This is a genomic window from Zooshikella ganghwensis DSM 15267 (genome assembly GCF_000428585.1).
GTDB lineage: Bacteria > Pseudomonadota > Gammaproteobacteria > Pseudomonadales > Zooshikellaceae > Zooshikella > Zooshikella ganghwensis.
The window spans coordinates 65618-83733 of the sequence record NZ_AUAF01000006.1 but is presented as its reverse complement, the minus strand read 5'-3'; the positions used below and the strand labels follow the sequence as shown (position 1 = coordinate 83733).

Sequence of the window (18116 nt, the reverse complement as noted above, 5' to 3'; positions counted from 1 at the left end):
TGACCCTGAAAGCCAAATAGATACACAATATAATTTTATTGATTTATTATTGGAGGAGTAAGGATGCCCGACTACAAAAGCCTTTCTTATAAAACGGTTTGGTCAGAAGAAGACGAAAGCTATATTGGTCTATGCAAGGAGTTTCCTAACCTATCCTACCTTGCAACGACTGAAAAAAAAGCATTAAAAGGCATCAAGGAACTTGCACAGGATGTGCTTAAAGATATGGACCAAATGCTTGATGATGGTTTTTAGCATTAAACTCGTTCAAGAGCTTCAAACCTCAAAACTGTTTTTGACTGTTTATACATCTACCCTCAGAAATAGCTGTTCCAATACAGCTATTTATTTTAAAATGGTCACACGGCATATAGTAAATAATCAAATATTGCCTAAAGCTGAATATCATAACTATAACGATTCTTCACGACCATTTTTTTTTGCAAACCACATTCTTTATCAATTAATATGAAACTATATTCTTTACTCTTTTACATTATGTATATTGAGTGCTCTCTACCGAAAATAGTTGTTTGGCAAACCGAATACCTTTAATAAATTTACGTTGCCATTGAATAACGGCTTGTTGAATACTATTTTCGGTTCCAACCACATCAATAAAACGCTTTTCTTTACGGCTTACATACGCAAGCAATTCATCTTTATTAATATTTAATCGATCAATAATAGAAGGCTGTTGCGTACTGATAGCACCACGCTTATCATCACGGATAGCACGTCCTAGCCAATCGACTAATTGCAAATAGTCTTTTAAATTGAAGGGGATTGTTGTTTTCTTACCTTGTTTTTCATTGCCTGAAAAACGTAATAGAGGTACGACAGGTAGGGTTTGTTTTGGCAGTTTTGTTTTTCGCACAAAGGTCTGATTTTGCGTCTTTCTTTTCTGCTGGCTTTTTTGTTGACGCTTGGCCCAAGCCACCATCCGTGCTTGGATTGACGTAAAATCTGATGCCTCTGGAGTTTCTGCCATGCCAGCACGAACAGGATTTAAATCCACATAACTCATGCAGGTCAATAATGCCGCTTCATCCAATAAAGCCTGACTTTTAAAGCGTCCCTCCCAAAATCGTCCTTTACAACCATCTTCATCATTGGCCCAACGGGCGATAGGCTCATTTAAACAACGCATAAACCAGGATAAATCAGATAATCGTTGCCGCCATTGCTGAACAATCTCATTAACAACATTAAGCTCAGCTTTATCCAGTGTTGCGCCTGCTAAATAACGCTGAATCATAGAAGGGCCTTGATACAACTTGCGCCAGCGACGAATCACTTCATCATCAGACCACTGCTCCGCCTTTTCTTGATCAATGCGCACCACTAAATGGTAATGATTAGACATCACCGCATAAGCACAGATATCAATCGCAAATACTTTAACCAGCTCAGTAAGACGCTCAACCATCCACGCTTTACGGTGATCAAAATTTTGACCTGTCACTCGATCATCGCCACACAAAAAAGCACGGCGCACACAGCGACAAATACAGTGATAATACGGCGTATCCTGCACACTCACCAACTGACTTCGTGGCCTCGTCATCCTTAAACCTCCACACCTAATTGACTACTTTATAAACAAAAGTATAGCCCCTCAACCCTGACTACTTTTTGATCAAAGTCAAATCTAGGGTGTCCCTTTTTTCGCGATCCTTGTGATAGTACGGCGTATCCTCCACACTAACTAATTGACTTCGTGGCCGTGTCATCCTTAAACCTCACATCTAATACTGCTCAAATAATAATCAGTATATTAGCACCGCTACTCAGCTCATATTTTGTCCTAAGTCAAAAAGCGAGTGTCCTCTTATGCCTTTTTGTCCTAAGTCAAAAAGCGAGTGTCCTCTTCTTGATTTGACATCACCGCATAAGCGCAAATATCAATCGCAAACACCTTAACCAACTCAGTAAGCCGCTCAACCAACCAGGCTTTACGATGGTCAAAATTTCTACCTGTTACCTGATCATCACCACACAAAAAAGCTCTGCGCACACAGCGACAGATACAGTGATAGTACGGCGTATCCGCCACACTAACTAATTGACTTCGTGGCCGTGTCATCCTTAAACCTCACATCTAATACTGCTCAAATAATAATCAGTATATTAGCACCGCTACTCAGCTCATATTTTGTCCTAAGTCAAAAAGTGCATGTCCCCTTTCTTTGTTTATTATGACGTTAATTTGAAAAATTGCTCAAATTGCCACCAAACGGCACGATAAATAACTTGGTTAAAAGTACGGCGGCAATTTGGTGCTCTACATTTTGCCGGCTTAGCCCGGCGCACAGGGTGTCCCTTTCTTACTTCTTTTCTTACTGTACTTATATTCTCAAATGTCCCATTAATTCATCCTCCCTTTTTAAATACTCAGCCTTAAATAGATCATCAATAACAATTAATGTATCTAGGTTTCCTGATAAAAAGCCAACTAATTGTTTAAAACTTAAGTTTATATATTCCTCAATTCCCTTTTTGCGTAAATCGTTATCAATATTTTTGTCGTCTAATCTGTACTTCCTTCTAATTTCCTCAAGCTCTTTCGTGTCTTTCTCAAGATTATTTTTATCCAATATTTCCCTGATTATTCGAATCGAATATTTTTTTCCTTTTTGATCGATAAGCTTAGTTGTAATTGAAGGCAAATAATATCTTTCAGCAGAAATTTCAACTAAACAGTTTTCTTTCGAAAAAACTACAAGGTATTCGTCATCAACTGACTTAGAAAATCCAAGTTTTCTAAACACAGCTATATTGGAATTAAGCACTTTCCCATATGGTTCTTTCATTTCATGACCTCAGTTCTTAACCATTTTTCCAGTAACACTATCATAACGATATCCATTATCAATTAGATGTTCTATTTCACGCCCAAAACCTGTTAATGTACCATCATCTCGGCGCAATAGATCAGCTCTTGGTTTCGTAGCTAGCAGAATATCATCACCACGCATTATCGCCATATCAAGAAAAGGCTTATTAATTTCATTCCAAAATTGATCCGGTGTTTTATACATATCATCAGGTACATTCAATACATTAAAGCCACCAGGCTTTGCATCGAAATCCGTTGTTTTAGGATAGTTCAACTGTTTGTTAATTATGTTGTCCATATCCTCAACATAATTTCCAAGAATTGTAGTTGTTTTCCCTGGAACAGGATGAATAGGTACTCCGCTCGTCGTAGTTACGGATTCAGGTATATTTCCAAAGCCTCTTCTTAAACGTTCTGGAGCTTGCCCAATATTTAACCCTGTTCGCTTAAACCTAGATAACTCACTACCATAATCTGTATTAAAAGACTCTTGTATCGATCCACCTAAATCTTTTCCATACGTCCCTGAAGCACCAGAAACTGAAGTATTATTTGGAGTTAGAGGAGTTAATTTTTGACCTTTTTCATTAAAACAAGGTCCTTCTATACTGCAAGTGTTTGCACGTCCTACTGACTTCCTAGGAGAATACGTTCCCCCCTCAGTAATAATTTTGCTTTTCATCGCATTTCGTGAAAGCAATAGACCTGCAGCTACGGGGGTAAACACTTTTACAAATTTATTTGTATACCCCCCCTCCCAGCTCACATAAGAAGCATATTCTTCTTTACCAGCACTCCGTATCATTGGATCTATATAGTGACCTCCTGGGCCAAATACAGCATTCATTGACCTGCTATAAAACAGATACCCGCCAGGAAGCCCTCCTATCGTAGACTCTTCCGTAAATGCACCATGATCACTATCTTGTTCGAGCTGTGCATACAGCGCATCTTCTTCTGCCTTTCTTATCTGTGCTTCCCTTTCTTTCTTCGCTGTATATGCTGTAGCGGGATAGCCCTGCTTCCCATCAGGATCCACCCAAACCAGCGGATTCCCATACGCATACAAATACTTATGCAAACTGGGCGCTAACGTCAAATCCCCTTCCCAGGCATCCATACTCAAAAAGCGCCCGACATCCGGGTCATAAAACCGGGCTTTGGCATACACTAAACCGGTCTCGGGATCTTCTTCATGGCCGGTAAAGCCAAAGCGGTTCCAACTGTCACCTTCTTGCAGGCGATGATGACCCCAGGCGTCATATAGTGTGCGGGTTTGTACCGCACCTGTGGTGGTGGTTAAATTGACGATACTGCCTAGCGCATCAAAATGGTAAAAGGCGGTACCTTCATCGCGGTGGGTGAGGGCCATTAACCGGCCGGGGCCGTAATCGTAATGGGCGATGGGATTGTTGCTGGAATCTAACTGGGCGAGGACACTTTGATCATCATAGGTATACCGTTCTACACCACGGTTACCTAACTTCTCAACACGTAGACCACGAGTGTCGTATAAAAACTGGCCGACGCTGGAACCACCCTGCATCACCTGTCGTAGATGATCACGGATGTCATAGACAAAGTCGGTGGTTACACCCGCTTTTTGTTTCTGAATCTGATTACCATTAGCATCATATTGATAACTGACGGCCACAGTGTCAGCGGGCAGATCTTTAATTTCCAGCAACTCATTACGCAGGTTATAGCTAAAACCCTGATCTTTAATAACCTGATTATTAGCCGCGTCGGTGGTCGTTTCCCGTATCCGGTTATACACTGCATCATACGCATACATCACTTGTTGTTCAGGATACGTCACCTGTTGTAGTCGATCTAACGCATCGTAGGTATAGGTGGTGGTTTCCAGGGTGCTGCCATTACGGGCGATTTGTTGTAGTCGGTTGCCGTTGGCATCGTACTGGTACTGAAATTGCGACACCAACGTATCCCCTACTCGATGCTCCATGGCTAAAATCCGCCCTGCGCCATCATAGCTTTGGCTGATGGATGCATTATTAGGATATAACGTGCGCAGGAGTAGACCACTGAGGTCATATTGATAACGGGTACTGCCCTGGGGATTATCCACCCGTGCCAGTCGATTTAGCGCATCATACACATAGCTGGTTGCACGTGGCGTATTTGTCGTCCCCCCACCTGCTATATAACGTAACCCCGTGCGATTGCCATTGGCATCGTATTGATAATTCACGACCTGCCCATAGGCGTCCGTGCGCTGGCTCAGCCGATCAAAATCATCATAAACCTGCTGAATGACTTTCTGCTCCGTACCACCTGCACCACCACTGACTTGATAGGTTTCGGTCATGCCTGTGACATTACTGTTAGCATCATATTGTGTCGTCACCTGCTGAATGGTCAGACTCACACTGGCCCCTGAGGGGATCAGCTGGGCTTGTTGATACTCCCGCTGCGTCTCCCGATTCAGCGCATCGTATTGATAGGTAATTAACTGGCCTAAGGCATCAGTGTATTGGCTGATATTGTTATTGGCATCATATGCCGTACGATGCACCCGTGCTGTTTCGCCGCTGTCTGTTGGATAGGTAACAGTCGTACGCCGATTCAGTTCATCGTACGCAAACGTCGTGGCCCGCCCTAATGCATTGGTCTGGCTCAGCAAGTTATTGTTGGCGTCATAGGCATAACTTGTCGTCTGGTCGTTACCATCAGTAATCTGCTGCAAACGGTTGGCATCATCATAGACATAGCGCCAGCCATTACCCAAGGGGCGGGTTTGTTGAATGCGATTACCCACATTGTCATAAACATAGGTGGTGGTTTCACCACTGCCGGGTGCTGGGTTGCCATTGCTGGTCAATGTGACATTCAGGGTTTCGCTCAACTGTTGTCGCCGCACATCATAGGTCCAGGTGGTAGCTCGCCCCGCCGGATCAATGGTCAGCACCCGATCACCCATTGGGTTGTAACGATGACGAACAATGGCATCGAGCGGTTGCCGCACCACAATCACTCGGTTCAGTTTGTCGTATTCATAGGCCGTGGTATTGCCGTTGGCATCCGTCTCGGTGAGGGTATTGCCCACTGCATCATAGCTTAGGGTACTGAGCAGCTGATTAGCACGGGTGGTGGTCAGGCGGCGATTATTGCGGTCATAGCTGTAGGCACTGACAATATCGCGCTTGTCGGTATCGGTCAACACATTGCCCACCAGGTCATAGCTGCGCTGCAGGGTTTGGCTTAGCGGATCGGTGGTAGTCAGCAACTGGTTGAGGGCATCATAGCTATAACGGGTGGTCGCGCCGCGCTTGTCGGTGACTGTGAGACGGTTGCCCACCTTGTCGTAACTATACGTTTGTTGCTGATCGAGGGGGTCGGTGTCGCTGATTACCCGGTTCAGTAAGTCAAAGCTCTGCTGCCAACGCTGGTTGCGGGGATCAATGCGCAACACCAGATTATTCAGCGCATCGTATTGATACTGAGTGAGACGATTACCTGGCAGGGTTTCCGTTAGCCGTCGATTGCGCTGATCATAGGTATAGGTGCTGACCAAGCCACGGCCATCGGTGGCGGTCAGCAGGTTGCCATTGCCATCAAATACCTGCTGTAACAGCGGCGCACTGCCTTCCAGGTTATCCCGCTGCTCAGTGAGACGGTCAAAGTCATCATAGCGGTAGCTGAGTAACCGGCCATTGGGCCATAGTTCGGTGAGTTTATTGCCCACCGCATCGTAACTGAATCGGGTCACGTGCTGTAAGGCATCGATTTGTTCCGTCACACGGTTCAGTGGGTCATAGCGGGTACGACTGACCCGGCCCAGGGCATCAGTGGCTTGGGTGAGATTACCGATCGCATCATAGGCTAACTGGGTGGTATGGCCTTCGGCATCAGTCACGGTAATCTTGCGATTGAGGGCATCAAAGGTTTGGGTGATCTCGCGGTCCAGGGCATCCGTGGTTTTGATAGGATTGCCTGCGGCATCATAACCAAAGCGCGTAGTACGGCCCAACGGTTGTAACTGAGTGACCAACCGATTCATAACATCGTATTCAAAAAAGCTCTGCCGCCCTTCCGGGTCAGTTTCACTGAGTTTATTGCCCACCTCATCATAGGTTGTGGTCTGCTCGGCCCGTTCACTGCCCCCCACGTTTAGGTAAGCGCCGACATAAACCCGCCGATCATAATCATCATAACGGTACTCAGTGATGCGGTTTAACGGGCGGGTTTCTAAGGTCAGATTGCCCACTTTGTCATAGGCAAAGCGGGTTTGGGCTCGTTCTCCGGCACTGTCGGGGGGTAAGGTTTCTAAAATCCGGCGATTCACTTCATCATAGGCATACTCAGTGGTCTGCCCAAGCCAGTCGGTGCTGCTCAGCACATTACCGTTGGCATCATAGGTTTGTTGCTGGCGTAATACCTGCCCCGCTAAGGTCTTACGCTGCTCAATCACCCGATTCAGGCTGTCGTAGTCCCATTCACTGACCCGACCTAATTCATCCGTCTCCCGTAGCTTATTGCCATTGTCATCGTAGGCGTAGGTGCGTTCGTTACGCAGTGCATCAATACGGCGAATCAGGCGGCCTAAGCCATCATAGCGGTAACGGGTCAGGCCCAGTACATCGGTGCGGGCATTTTGCTCTTGCAGTTTTAACCCCCGCACATTCCACTGCTGTCGAGTGATGCCGCCTAAGGCATCGGTGGTACTGGCCAGATAGCCGTATTCATCATAGGCAAAGCGGGTGGTATGGCCGCGTTGATTGGTGGCCGTTAGGCGATCACCATTGTTGGCATAGGTAAAGGTTTCGGTGGTGCTATCCGGATGGGTGACTGTGAGCAAATTGCCTCGTTTATCATAGTTGAAGCGGGTCAGCCGCCCTTCCCGGTCCTGTTGGGTGGCCGGCCGGTTTTTAATAGTGCCTTCAGCCGCACCTTCCCCTAACAGCACATAGGTATTGACCTTGGCCGGGTGGTCTGCTTTTCCACTGACTTTTTCGGTGAGGATATTGCCATGTTCATCGTAGGTGTAGGTGGTCTTGACGCCATTTTCATTGGTGCGAGACAGCAGCAAGACATCCAAGTCAGCCCAGGTATGTTCAATGGTGCCCGCAGGGGAGGTGATGGTTAACGGGGAACCATAACGGTTAAAGGTATAACGGGTCTCGTTCCCGCGGTTATCGGTGACGGTCGTGGTGAGTTCTGTGTTATTACGACGAGCACGGCCATTGTAACTGAATTGGGCCTGGGTGTTATCCGGATAGTCGATTTGGTTATACCAGGCCGAATCCATGATCAGATTCTCAGTGGCGGAGGCTTGCAGCTGGTAGGGCACGGCTTGATAGCGGGTATTATGTCCATTGGCATCGGTGATACTTTGTATCCGATGCAGCTGCACCCAGTCGGCCATCTGCTGAGGATCATCAACCGCCCCTTGGTAGCCGTATTTTTCTTCTACAGCCGTTTGCTGGCTGCGGATGATCCGGTTAACCAACCGGGTTTGGGCGTCATAGAAGAACTCCACTTCCAGATCACCCGGGGCTTTGATTTTGGTGATACGGAAATCGCCCTGCCGGCTTTCATAGAAAAAATTCAAACGGCGACCTGCACCGTCCACCACGGACTTTAGGCGCCCATCCCCCAAGCCTTCGTGATAACTCAGTTGGGTTTGGTTACCATTAGTGTCTTCGATATAAGCGAGATGCCAACTGCGGTTACTCTGGTCGAAGGCATACTGCCGAAAGTGATAGCGAGTGCCATCTTTGGTGTACAGGTCATAACGATTGCCGACTTTTTTTAAGGTGCCGTGGTAGCCTTTACCCGGCCGATAGCGGTCCCCTTCTTCAATAAACACCATGCCTTTGACCATGACATAACCACAGCCGGTACGGTATAACGCCACATCATAGTTATGGCTCCAGCCTCGGCCTAAACGACCCGCATCACGGCTTTGGCTGTTGTAACTGCGGGTAAACTGTAAACCGCCCCCGCGACCAGGAATATCAATATCGGTGCGAGAGAAGGCTAAATTGCCGGTAAATAAATCAATATTGCGCTCCACCACATGACCCACAGGCAACTGGTTATCGATATCATAAAATACCTCTAGCACCCCGTTGTACTGCTCTTTTTTATGGGAAATTTCAGAAACGCCCGTCATCTGGTAGCTAAACAGTCCATTGGGGTAAGCCGCGGGGTCAAACTCATAAAGATGGGTACCTGCTGGATAAAGTACCTCATCCAGTAGCTTTGTTTCAGACCCACCACTCCCACTAAACTGGTCACGGGTGGTAAGGGTGATTTTGGCAGGTTGTTGTAAGATGAATTTCAAACGAGCAGGATTAGTACACACACGTTCATTGGGGACATCTAATTTAATTCGACCTTTAACCACTTTTTCTGGAACCCGTAGAAAGGGACCTGGAAAATTGTATTGCCATAAAATATTCTGGGTATCGTTGTTGGCGTACAATCGTAAGGTGAGCAGCCCATCTGCATCCAACTGACGGACTTTTTCCAAGTTATCAATATTTACTTTCTGGTCCTTCCCTAACGTAACAGCCACCTCTTGATCACCAATGGCTAACACAAGCTCTCCAGGCTTCGACCAGCTTTTTAATGCTTCGACTTCAGGAGAAATTAAGCTATAAAACCAAGTTAACAGTTTATCTCCAGGCATAATCAGAGTGGGATTGACTAACACATCACGGATCGTTTCCTTGCCCTTGGTGATATTGAGGATTTGTAAAGACTGCACATCCAGATCATATAAGCTAAATTGCAGTTCAGGGCGGTAAACCCATTGAAAATAATTCTGCCGTTCGGAAGCCGTTATCGCATTGGCCTGCCGTGCCGCATCTTCATCAAAGATAGGAACTTTGACAGGTACAAACTTTTCTGGACGACCAAAGAGCATTTCCCCACTAATTCGAGCAGATGAAAAATCCGGGTTTCGATATTGTGGTGTTGCATTAACCTGTACATAAAAATGCTGACGACTCACTACTTTTTCTGGAAAGCGTACCAACTGAGTTTGACGACCAGGGCGAATACTAAAGTGTGCAACATGCGCATCTCCACCAGTAGCTGGCCCCAGCTGATATGGGGCTATCACTCGCGCTAGCCTACCTGTGAATCCATAATCCGCTAATGCAAAAGGCAAAGGATTGTCGTTATGGTCTAACCATTCTGAAAACACAACAATTAACTGGTCATTCGTTATTCCCATTCCTTCATTGCTAATCATTTGGTCATGTTCGCTTTGATTAAAACTTGAAGGATAAGGGCGACGAATAGCCCATAGTTTCAAGTTAGGTGGATAGAGCTGTATTTCACCAACATCTGTCGATAAATCGCTACTACCAATTAATGCATAATTTTTACCTAACGTAACGGTCTTATGACCAAGATAACCTGTCACACGATTAATTAAATAAATTGTAATTTGTTCTCCAGGTCTAATTTGGTCATATATCCTTTTCTGAAAATTTGTTGTAAAACCTTCACTAACTTGCCATATAGAAAAATTAAAACCAGGATGATAAATCTCAGCTAACTGACCTCGTAGTTTTACTAAAAAATTAAAGCTACTGTCATCAACATCTTTAGACAAGGCTGAAGGATTAAAGCCTTTCTGTTCAGCAACCAACTCACCTGTTGACGTTCTAACCACATATAAATCAGTATTTTCTAAATCCTCTTTAGCAATTTGTGTAAGTAATACTTTATCCTGTAAATCTTGTGCCCAATCCGGCAGACGGATAATATCTGGCTGCTTACCCGAAATATCAGGTGAAAAGAAAATACCCAATACTTCTGCATCTTCTACACTTAGGACTTCAACAAAAACTTTTTTGCTATCCAGCGTAGAAACAGCCTCGATTTTCCCAGGAATAACTGTATCTAAACGCCCATCATTATTTAAGTCCAGCTGAGGTATTATTTTTTCTTCTAGTGATTTAGTGCTATCAAATAATGTTAAATTTGTTTGTTCACTCGCAAGAGGAACCTTTTCATCTAGCTTATTAAAAAAACTTCCCTTCCCTCTAACTACTAGCATATCTACAGGAAAATCTACACTCTGATATAAGTAACCACTTTGAGATGTATATACTTCATCTGTAGGTCCCAAAGAAGTTAAACCAATACATGTAGATATGGTTTCTTTTATAAGATAGTAGGGAAAGTAGTCAGTCTTTCTAGGGTGAAAGCGACTGTATTTTAACTCAGCAATAATAGGATTGCTATACTCATGAAAAAAGCCCGGACATGCTGGATTATAAAATTCTAGCCTATACTTACCTTCTTGATTGGTCATAGATGAAAAATCACCATTGCCAGTCATAGCCATCATTTTTATATTAGGTATTGGGTTTAATAAAACATCACTCGCACTTCTCGTAAAAAAACGATTAATACCAGTACTTTTCCCTTCTACAAACCCAGTTTTATAACCAATATTCTTTTCAGTTCTGTAAATAATTTTTCCTGACTCCGTCGAAACCAACAAACTCCTGATATAGTTTTCTGGTATTACAGAAACAGGGTCTTCATTATGATAAATTGGAACCTCAAGTAGAATATAATTTTTTCCAGGGTAGATAAAGCCAGGTTTTAACACCCATACATATAATGTATCGGGTAATAAAACTTTCTTTTCAACATGGTTTCCATTCTGATCTACAAACCTAGTCCATTGATACTCGTCTCTAGATAAGATATCAAACTGGTTAAAGTATTGCCTTTCTAATTTTTCTTTTTTTCGAAGATAGCCATTAAACTGCTCACCACTCATAATTCTGACATTTTCATATCTACCAGTCTGCTCTCCTATTTCCTTAACTTCATTACCCTTCAAGTCATACTCAACCAAAACAGGTGCACCATTTTCACCTAAAACTGTCTGCCTAGCATAAACAGCTCCTTGAGCCGTATGCGAAGTGTAATTGTAATTGCTAGAAGGAATATTAGGATTTAATAAAAAGCTATGAGTCAATGTACTATAGCCAACTAGAAAAATAATAAACGGCAATAAAAAGTACTTTTGCACTTTTTTAATATATTTAAAAACAAGCACATACCACTGCATATTTTTAACTACCCTACGTTCAAAAACGTATTTTTGCCTGTACACATTCCCTTGATACGGTTGACTATAAATTCCAATTTCATGGCTTAGGCGTTATAAGCACCTGAACCCACACCCCACCAATACTAAACAAACAAATAATTATTCTTTTCACCCAATCTGATTTATTGACTCAATGTTTGGGGCATAAGGTAAGGTTGTTTTTGGAGCAGATGCCGGGAGCATCGTTAGCATTAGTGGCCAAGGATGGCCTTCTAATGCGGGCGGAAAAAATAACTTTACTTTATTGCCTTACACCCAACACCCAACTTCAATCAACGCAATAAGCTCATTATTCCTGCAATAACAACAGCACTTCTGCAAAACTCGCTTTACCCTCAGCATAATTTTTCAGTGTTTCTTGATAAGCTGGTGCCGCAATACCATAAGCAATGGCATCCAGCCGATCATAGTAAGTGTCTCCCTGACTCACCACGCGATTATTTTGAATCTGACCAACACCTACAGGCACCATCCTATCAGCTTGTCCACTATAGCCCAGTAAAAATACATAACTGTCATTGGGGGGAACATGATCATAGCTGCCATCCAATGCAGGAATAACAAAATCAACAGCCAACGAACCACTGACTTGAACCCCGGCTGGCTGCAACACATAAGCCCACTGAGGAATTAATGGACGGGTCATGGGAAACGGGATTTGATTGTCTGGTACAAAAACCGCGGCCATAGCTCCTTGCTGACGACCATCGGTAAACAACAGCCTGGCCTGTTGACTATCCAGGAGCAATGCATCATTAGCAAAGCGATTAACACGGCCAGACTGCACAGGGGTATATAGCACTTGTTCAGTCATAGGTATCAGCGACACAATACTGGCCTCATTGCGTCGCCCTCCTTCAATATCTAACCAACGCACACGCGAGCCAAAACGTCGATTTGTTAATCCTGGATTAATCTCTAAACGATAACGCCCACCAGACAGTGTTTGCTGCGCATTATCACCGTAGCCAAAATGATAAGCACCATCGCTATTGGTCACTGCCGTTCTATTAAACGTGAATGAATCACTTGCTGAGACAGTTGCGCTCGCGACAGGACCTTGCAAACGCACTTGAATATCGGCGACCGGCTGGTGGTAGATATCCATGATGGCACCATTGACAAACGTGGGCAGTGGCCGTGTCCGATAATTGCCTCGGAGCATTTCCTGCCCTTGGTACTGCACCTGGACATAAACCGTAGCGCCATAGGCTAACGCCTGCTGGGGATAAAATGCCACCACCTGCTCCCCAGGCAATACAGAAAGTGAGCCTGTAACTGGGGCAAAGTCACGGTTTATCGCTTGCAGCTGATAGCCTTTAGCAGACTCGCCCGTAGTACCTGCCGGGTCCATATCCTGATAACTGTAGCCATGGGCTGTCTCATTCACCTTCACCACTAACAGAGACTGATCAACCGGCTGATTAAAATAAAAGGTTATTGGCAGATTAGGTTCGTTACCTTCACTGCCAATTATTGGACTGGTTCGTTCAAGGGCAACAGGCTTCTGCTCAACCGGTAATAGCTGGAGCGGTTGAGTAATGGACTTCACAACCTCCCCCTGAACCGTGGCTTGGGCAACCAACTGAAAACTACCTGGGGTATTCGGTAAATTTAAGGTCGCGGAGCGCAGCACATCATTGCCTTGTAACTCAATGGCGGCAGAGGCGGTACTATCGGAAGTGGTATCACCGCCATCACTTACAAGCTGAACCGCTACCACAGTACCCACACTTACTGTGCCTGAAAGCTGAACTGCCACCTCCAGCTGATAAGGCTCATCTCCAGTCAGCACATACTCTGCTGTTAATGGACTTAACCACTTCAGATTAACTTCCCCACGGAGCTGCAAGGCATAACTCAGTACCTGCTGATTACCCGCTTGATCTACAGCCCTTAACGTGACCAATTGACTTTGTCCAGGCACCAGTGAAATGGCTGAATTAAAGCTCAATGCATTAGGTGAGCCACTGACAGGTAACAGAGTGACAGGCTGATCATTAATCGTGAAGCTCGCCAGTTGCTCTTCCAGCACTGAACCCAGTAATGGATAAGGCTGAGTGACCACTTGATTGACAGCGGGTAACGGCTGCAAACTCCCGCTCCCCGCAGCAGCCTGTAAACGAATAACAGGCGGGGTTTGATCCCGATGATACGTTAGTTGCTGCTCGGTCACCTGTCCCAGGTTGTCCTCAGCACGAAGGGTCACCGTCCAACTATCCCCCTGTCCTCCCCAGCTCACCAATTCCTGCAACTGAAAGGTTTTGGGTTGTACTGAGCCTAGGGGAATATCCTGCTGATTGAGCTGTACTTTTGCTAACCCTACGGTACTACTTATAGTGGCCTGCTGTATCCATCCTGGCTCCGCTAACCAGCTATTTTTAGCCGGCTGAACGGCCGCAATCGTCGGCGCTGCTGCGGTAATTTCTGTTTTGTAGGTTAAGGTTAGTGTGCGGTCGAGGGTCTGCTCGTCAGCCTTTAACTGTAAGGCCAGGGTATTACTGCCTTCTACCAGGGTGACCGCCTCAGCGGTAAAGGTAAAACGTGTATTATCTGAGGTTGGACTCACCACAGCAGGTTGTCCTGCTACGGTGACTGAAAGTTGAGCTACCGCTTTAGGAATGGTGATGTCACCGCTAACCACAACAGTATTTTGCGTGACCACACTACCCGGTACTGGCTGGTTAACTTGCAGGGCCAACGCTACTCCCGTATCAACACGAGTCACCGTAAGCTGTGCCTGCCCTACTCGTCCGCGACTGTCCTTAGCAGAAACTACAATAATATTGCGCCCCACGGCCAATGGCACAGTGGTTTGCCAACGGTTCCCTTGCAGCAACTTAACCACAAAGGGCGTATCCCCAAAGCGATCACTTCGGGCAGCCCACTGCAAGCTGTTATCCCACTGCTGTTTTAGACCACCTTCGATCAACAGCGTATCTGTTGAGACTTGCTGATTATCAGGGGTACTGATAAGTGGCTGGGGAGGCTCTAAAACAGGATAATCTGTTGCATCTGCAGGGTTTGTACCTGCCGCCAGTTCATCCTCATTACTGACACCATCACCATCTTTATCGGGATCACTGTTATCCCCAATGCCATCACCATCTAAATCATGGGTTTCATTAGGATTATCAGGAAAAGCGTCGCTGTCATTGACAACACCATCGCCATCTCGATCATCATCAATGGCGTCTGGCTTGCCATCTTTATCACTGTCTGGAGGCGTACTGGTACTGTCAGCAGGATCGGTACCGAGCTGGGTTTCAAAGTCATTACTGATGCCATCGCCATCTTTATCCAGATCACTATTATCCCCTTGTCCGTCACCGTCTAAGTCACTGGACTCTGTGGCATCATCGGGAAAGGCATCTTCATCATTGTTGACACCATCTCCATCTTTATCATCATCCAGCACATCAGGAATACCATCCTTATCCATGTCCGGGGGCGTACTGGCTGGGTCATTTGGATCGGTACCAAGCTGGGTTTCATACGCATTACTGATACCATCCCCATCTTTATCGGGATCACTGTTATCTCCCTGACCATCCCCATCCATATCACTGGATTCAGTTGCATCGTCTGGGAAAGCATCTTCATCATTAGTGACACCATCACCATCTCGGTCATTATCCAATGGGTCAGGAATTCCATCCTTGTCTAAATCTGCAGGGGTACTGTTCGGGTCACTGGGGTCAGTGCCAAGCTGATCTTCATACGCATTACTAATGCCATCACCGTCTTTATCAGGATCACTGTTATCCCCTTCGCCATCACCATCGATATCACTAGACTCACTGACATCATCTGGGAAGGCATCCTGCGCATTGTTGACCCCGTCACCGTCCCGATCATCATCCAGGGCATCGGGAATACCATCCTTATCCAAGTCTGAGGGGTTACTGGCCGCATCGTTAGGATCAGTGCCTAACTGGGTTTCATAGGCATTACTGATACCATCCCCATCACGATCAGTGTCGGCATTGTCACCTATACCATCACCATCAAGGTCACTGCTTTCATTAGCATCATCGGGGAAAGCATCTTGATCATTCGCGACCCCATCACCATCCCGATCATCATCCAGGGCATCTGGAATACCATCTTTATCCAGGTCGGGGGGCGTAATGGATGCATCATTAGGGTCAGTCCCTAGCTGGGTTTCATAGTCATTGCTGATACCATCCCCGTCACGATCCGTATCGGCATTGTCGCCAATACCATCACCATCTAAGTCACTGCTTTCACTGGGATCATCGGGGAAAGCATCTTGATCATTCGCAACCCCATCACCATCCCGGTCATCATCTAACGCATCAGGAATACCATCCTTATCCAAGTCCGGAGGCGTACTGGCCGCATTGTTAGGATCAGTGCCTAACTGAGTTTCATAGGCATTACTGATACCATCCCCGTCCCGATCCGTATCCGCATTATCACCAATACCATCGCCATCTAAATCTGAATGTTCGTGAGGATCATTGGGGAAGCGATCCAGCGTATTGTTGATCCCATCGCCATCTCGGTCGTCATCCAACGCATCAGGAATACCGTCTTTATCCAGGTCAGGGGGCGTGCTTGTGGCATCGTTGGGGTCGGTGCCAAGCTGGGTTTCATAGTCATTACTGATACCATCCCCATCCCGATCGGTGTCGGCATTATCGCCTATGCCATCGCCGTCCAGGTCACTGCTTTCCTTGGGGTCATCGGGGAACTGATCATTAGCATTGTTGACCCCATCACCATCCCGGTCGTCATCCAACGCATCGGGAATACCATCCTTATCCAAGTCAGGAGGTGTACTTGAGGCATCATTGGGGTCGGTACCAAGTTGTTGCTCATAGGTATTACTGATACCGTCACCATCCCGATCCGTATCGGCATTATCACCAATACCATCGCCATCCAGATCACTGCTCTCATTGGGATCATCAGGAAAGGCATCAACACTATTCAGAACACCATCACCATCACGGTCCTGATCCAGCGCATCAGGAATACCATCATTATCCAGATCAGGGGGGACACTATTAGGATCACGAGGATTGGTACCTAGCTGTTGCTCATGGACATTGCTGATACCATCACCATCGATATCATCATCCAGCGCATCTGGAATTTTATCATTGTCCATATCCGGAGGGCTGTCTGCCGCATTATCAGGGTCGGTACCCAGCTGCTCTTCAATGGCATTGGAGAAGCCATCGCCATCTCGGTCATCATCCAGGTGATCGAGAATGCCATCACCATCAAGGTCGGGACAATGCGAGTAAAAAGGCTGGCCTTGGCTGGCTTCGGGCAAGTAAAAAATCCTCGCCCCCCGGACAATATCAATATCACCCGCATTCAGTGCACCATATAGCTGGCTCTCAGGGTCAAACTGATAGTGATGTTCCGTATAAATTCGCGCAGTAATCCGCGAACTTCTAGCTTGCCGAACTGAACCATTAACATAAATGGATAAGGGCGTACTCCCTGCATTACTCTCATTCATATTAATTCGGCTACTGCGGGGTAAGGTAAAACCATGGTTAACATATAAGGTGACCGGTCCATCCCCCCGTAAATAAATCTGGCTACGATTACCCAGGCTTAACCAGTTAATCCAATAATCGCCTGCACTCAGCAAAACTTTGGCACGGCCACCTAAACGTAAATAGTTAATGTGTGTTCGCGGCATTCCTTGCGCAAAGCGGAGGGCAGCATTACGCCGCACAACAATATTGCCAAACTGGTTGCCATCTCTAGCTTGAAGCTGATAAGAGCGACGAGGTTTAAGGTACACATTGATGTGATTTTGGCTATAACGAAACTGCGGCTTAACCATCTGATTCGCAGTGCTATATGATGCCCAGCAGTTATAACGCCCACAGGTGTTCCAGGCAAACCAGTCGTAGATCCAGGGGGTTTCCAGTTCAAAGCTGGGGTTATTAACCACCTTCCCACCCAAATAAAATACAATTCCACCTCGATGCTGGTTAACCTGCAATGCCCCATCAAACAATGATGAGCAATACTGTGCTGCCTGGCTACCAACATTTACTCCAATCAATATCAGGCACAACAGGAGTCGTAAGCTAAATAAATAGAGCAAACGAAGGGGAGTGGTTTGAAAAAAGCGCCAATACATCATAACAGTGATACCCGAATTTCAGGAATATTCCTGAA

The 18116-nt window shown here is 45.8% G+C and carries 5 protein-coding genes and 1 pseudogene; 1 reads left to right on the top strand and 5 read right to left on the bottom strand.

Features of this window, described 5'->3' with window-relative positions:
• The first annotated feature begins 63 nt into the window (after positions 1–63).
• Entirely contained in the window at positions 64–255 is a 192-nt protein-coding gene (locus F607_RS27870) for a hypothetical protein (protein ID WP_038289730.1), read from the top strand.
• A 241-nt stretch (positions 256–496) separates the two neighbouring features.
• Here the strand turns inward: F607_RS27870 and F607_RS0102565 are convergent, their stop codons facing one another.
• The 5 genes and pseudogenes from F607_RS0102565 to F607_RS32475 form a co-directional block, all read right to left on the bottom strand.
• The gene (locus F607_RS0102565) at positions 497–1567 is read right to left on the bottom strand and encodes a transposase (protein WP_027706789.1); all 1071 of its coding nucleotides are present in this window, start codon (positions 1565–1567) and stop codon (positions 497–499) included.
• A gap of 309 nt (positions 1568–1876) precedes the next feature.
• Positions 1877–2086, bottom strand: a pseudogene (locus tag F607_RS0102560) (transposase); the annotation flags it as partial.
• A 262-nt stretch (positions 2087–2348) separates the two neighbouring features.
• The gene (locus F607_RS0102555; RefSeq protein WP_027706787.1) at positions 2349–2813 is read right to left on the bottom strand and encodes a hypothetical protein; all 465 of its coding nucleotides are present in this window, start codon (positions 2811–2813) and stop codon (positions 2349–2351) included.
• Positions 2814–2822: 9 nt separating this feature from the next.
• A complete protein-coding gene (locus F607_RS0102550) occupies positions 2823–11903 on the bottom strand; it encodes an RHS repeat-associated core domain-containing protein (RefSeq protein WP_027706786.1) in 9081 nt (3026 codons plus the stop codon).
• A 331-nt stretch (positions 11904–12234) separates the two neighbouring features.
• A complete protein-coding gene (locus F607_RS32475) occupies positions 12235–18081 on the bottom strand; it encodes a thrombospondin type 3 repeat-containing protein (protein ID WP_157365362.1) in 5847 nt (1948 codons plus the stop codon).
• Positions 18082–18116: the final 35 nt, after the last annotated feature.

Coding starts and splice junctions, on each gene's coding strand:
- F607_RS0102550 (WP_027706786.1), bottom strand. CDS start 11,903: ATGCAGTGGTATGTGCTTGTTTTTAAATATATTAAAAAAGTGCAAAAG.
- F607_RS32475 (WP_157365362.1), bottom strand. CDS start 18,081: ATGATGTATTGGCGCTTTTTTCAAACCACTCCCCTTCGTTTGCTCTAT.
- F607_RS27870 (WP_038289730.1), top strand. CDS start 64: ATGCCCGACTACAAAAGCCTTTCTTATAAAACGGTTTGGTCAGAAGAA.
- F607_RS0102565 (WP_027706789.1), bottom strand. CDS start 1,567: ATGACGAGGCCACGAAGTCAGTTGGTGAGTGTGCAGGATACGCCGTAT.
- F607_RS0102555 (WP_027706787.1), bottom strand. CDS start 2,813: ATGAAAGAACCATATGGGAAAGTGCTTAATTCCAATATAGCTGTGTTT.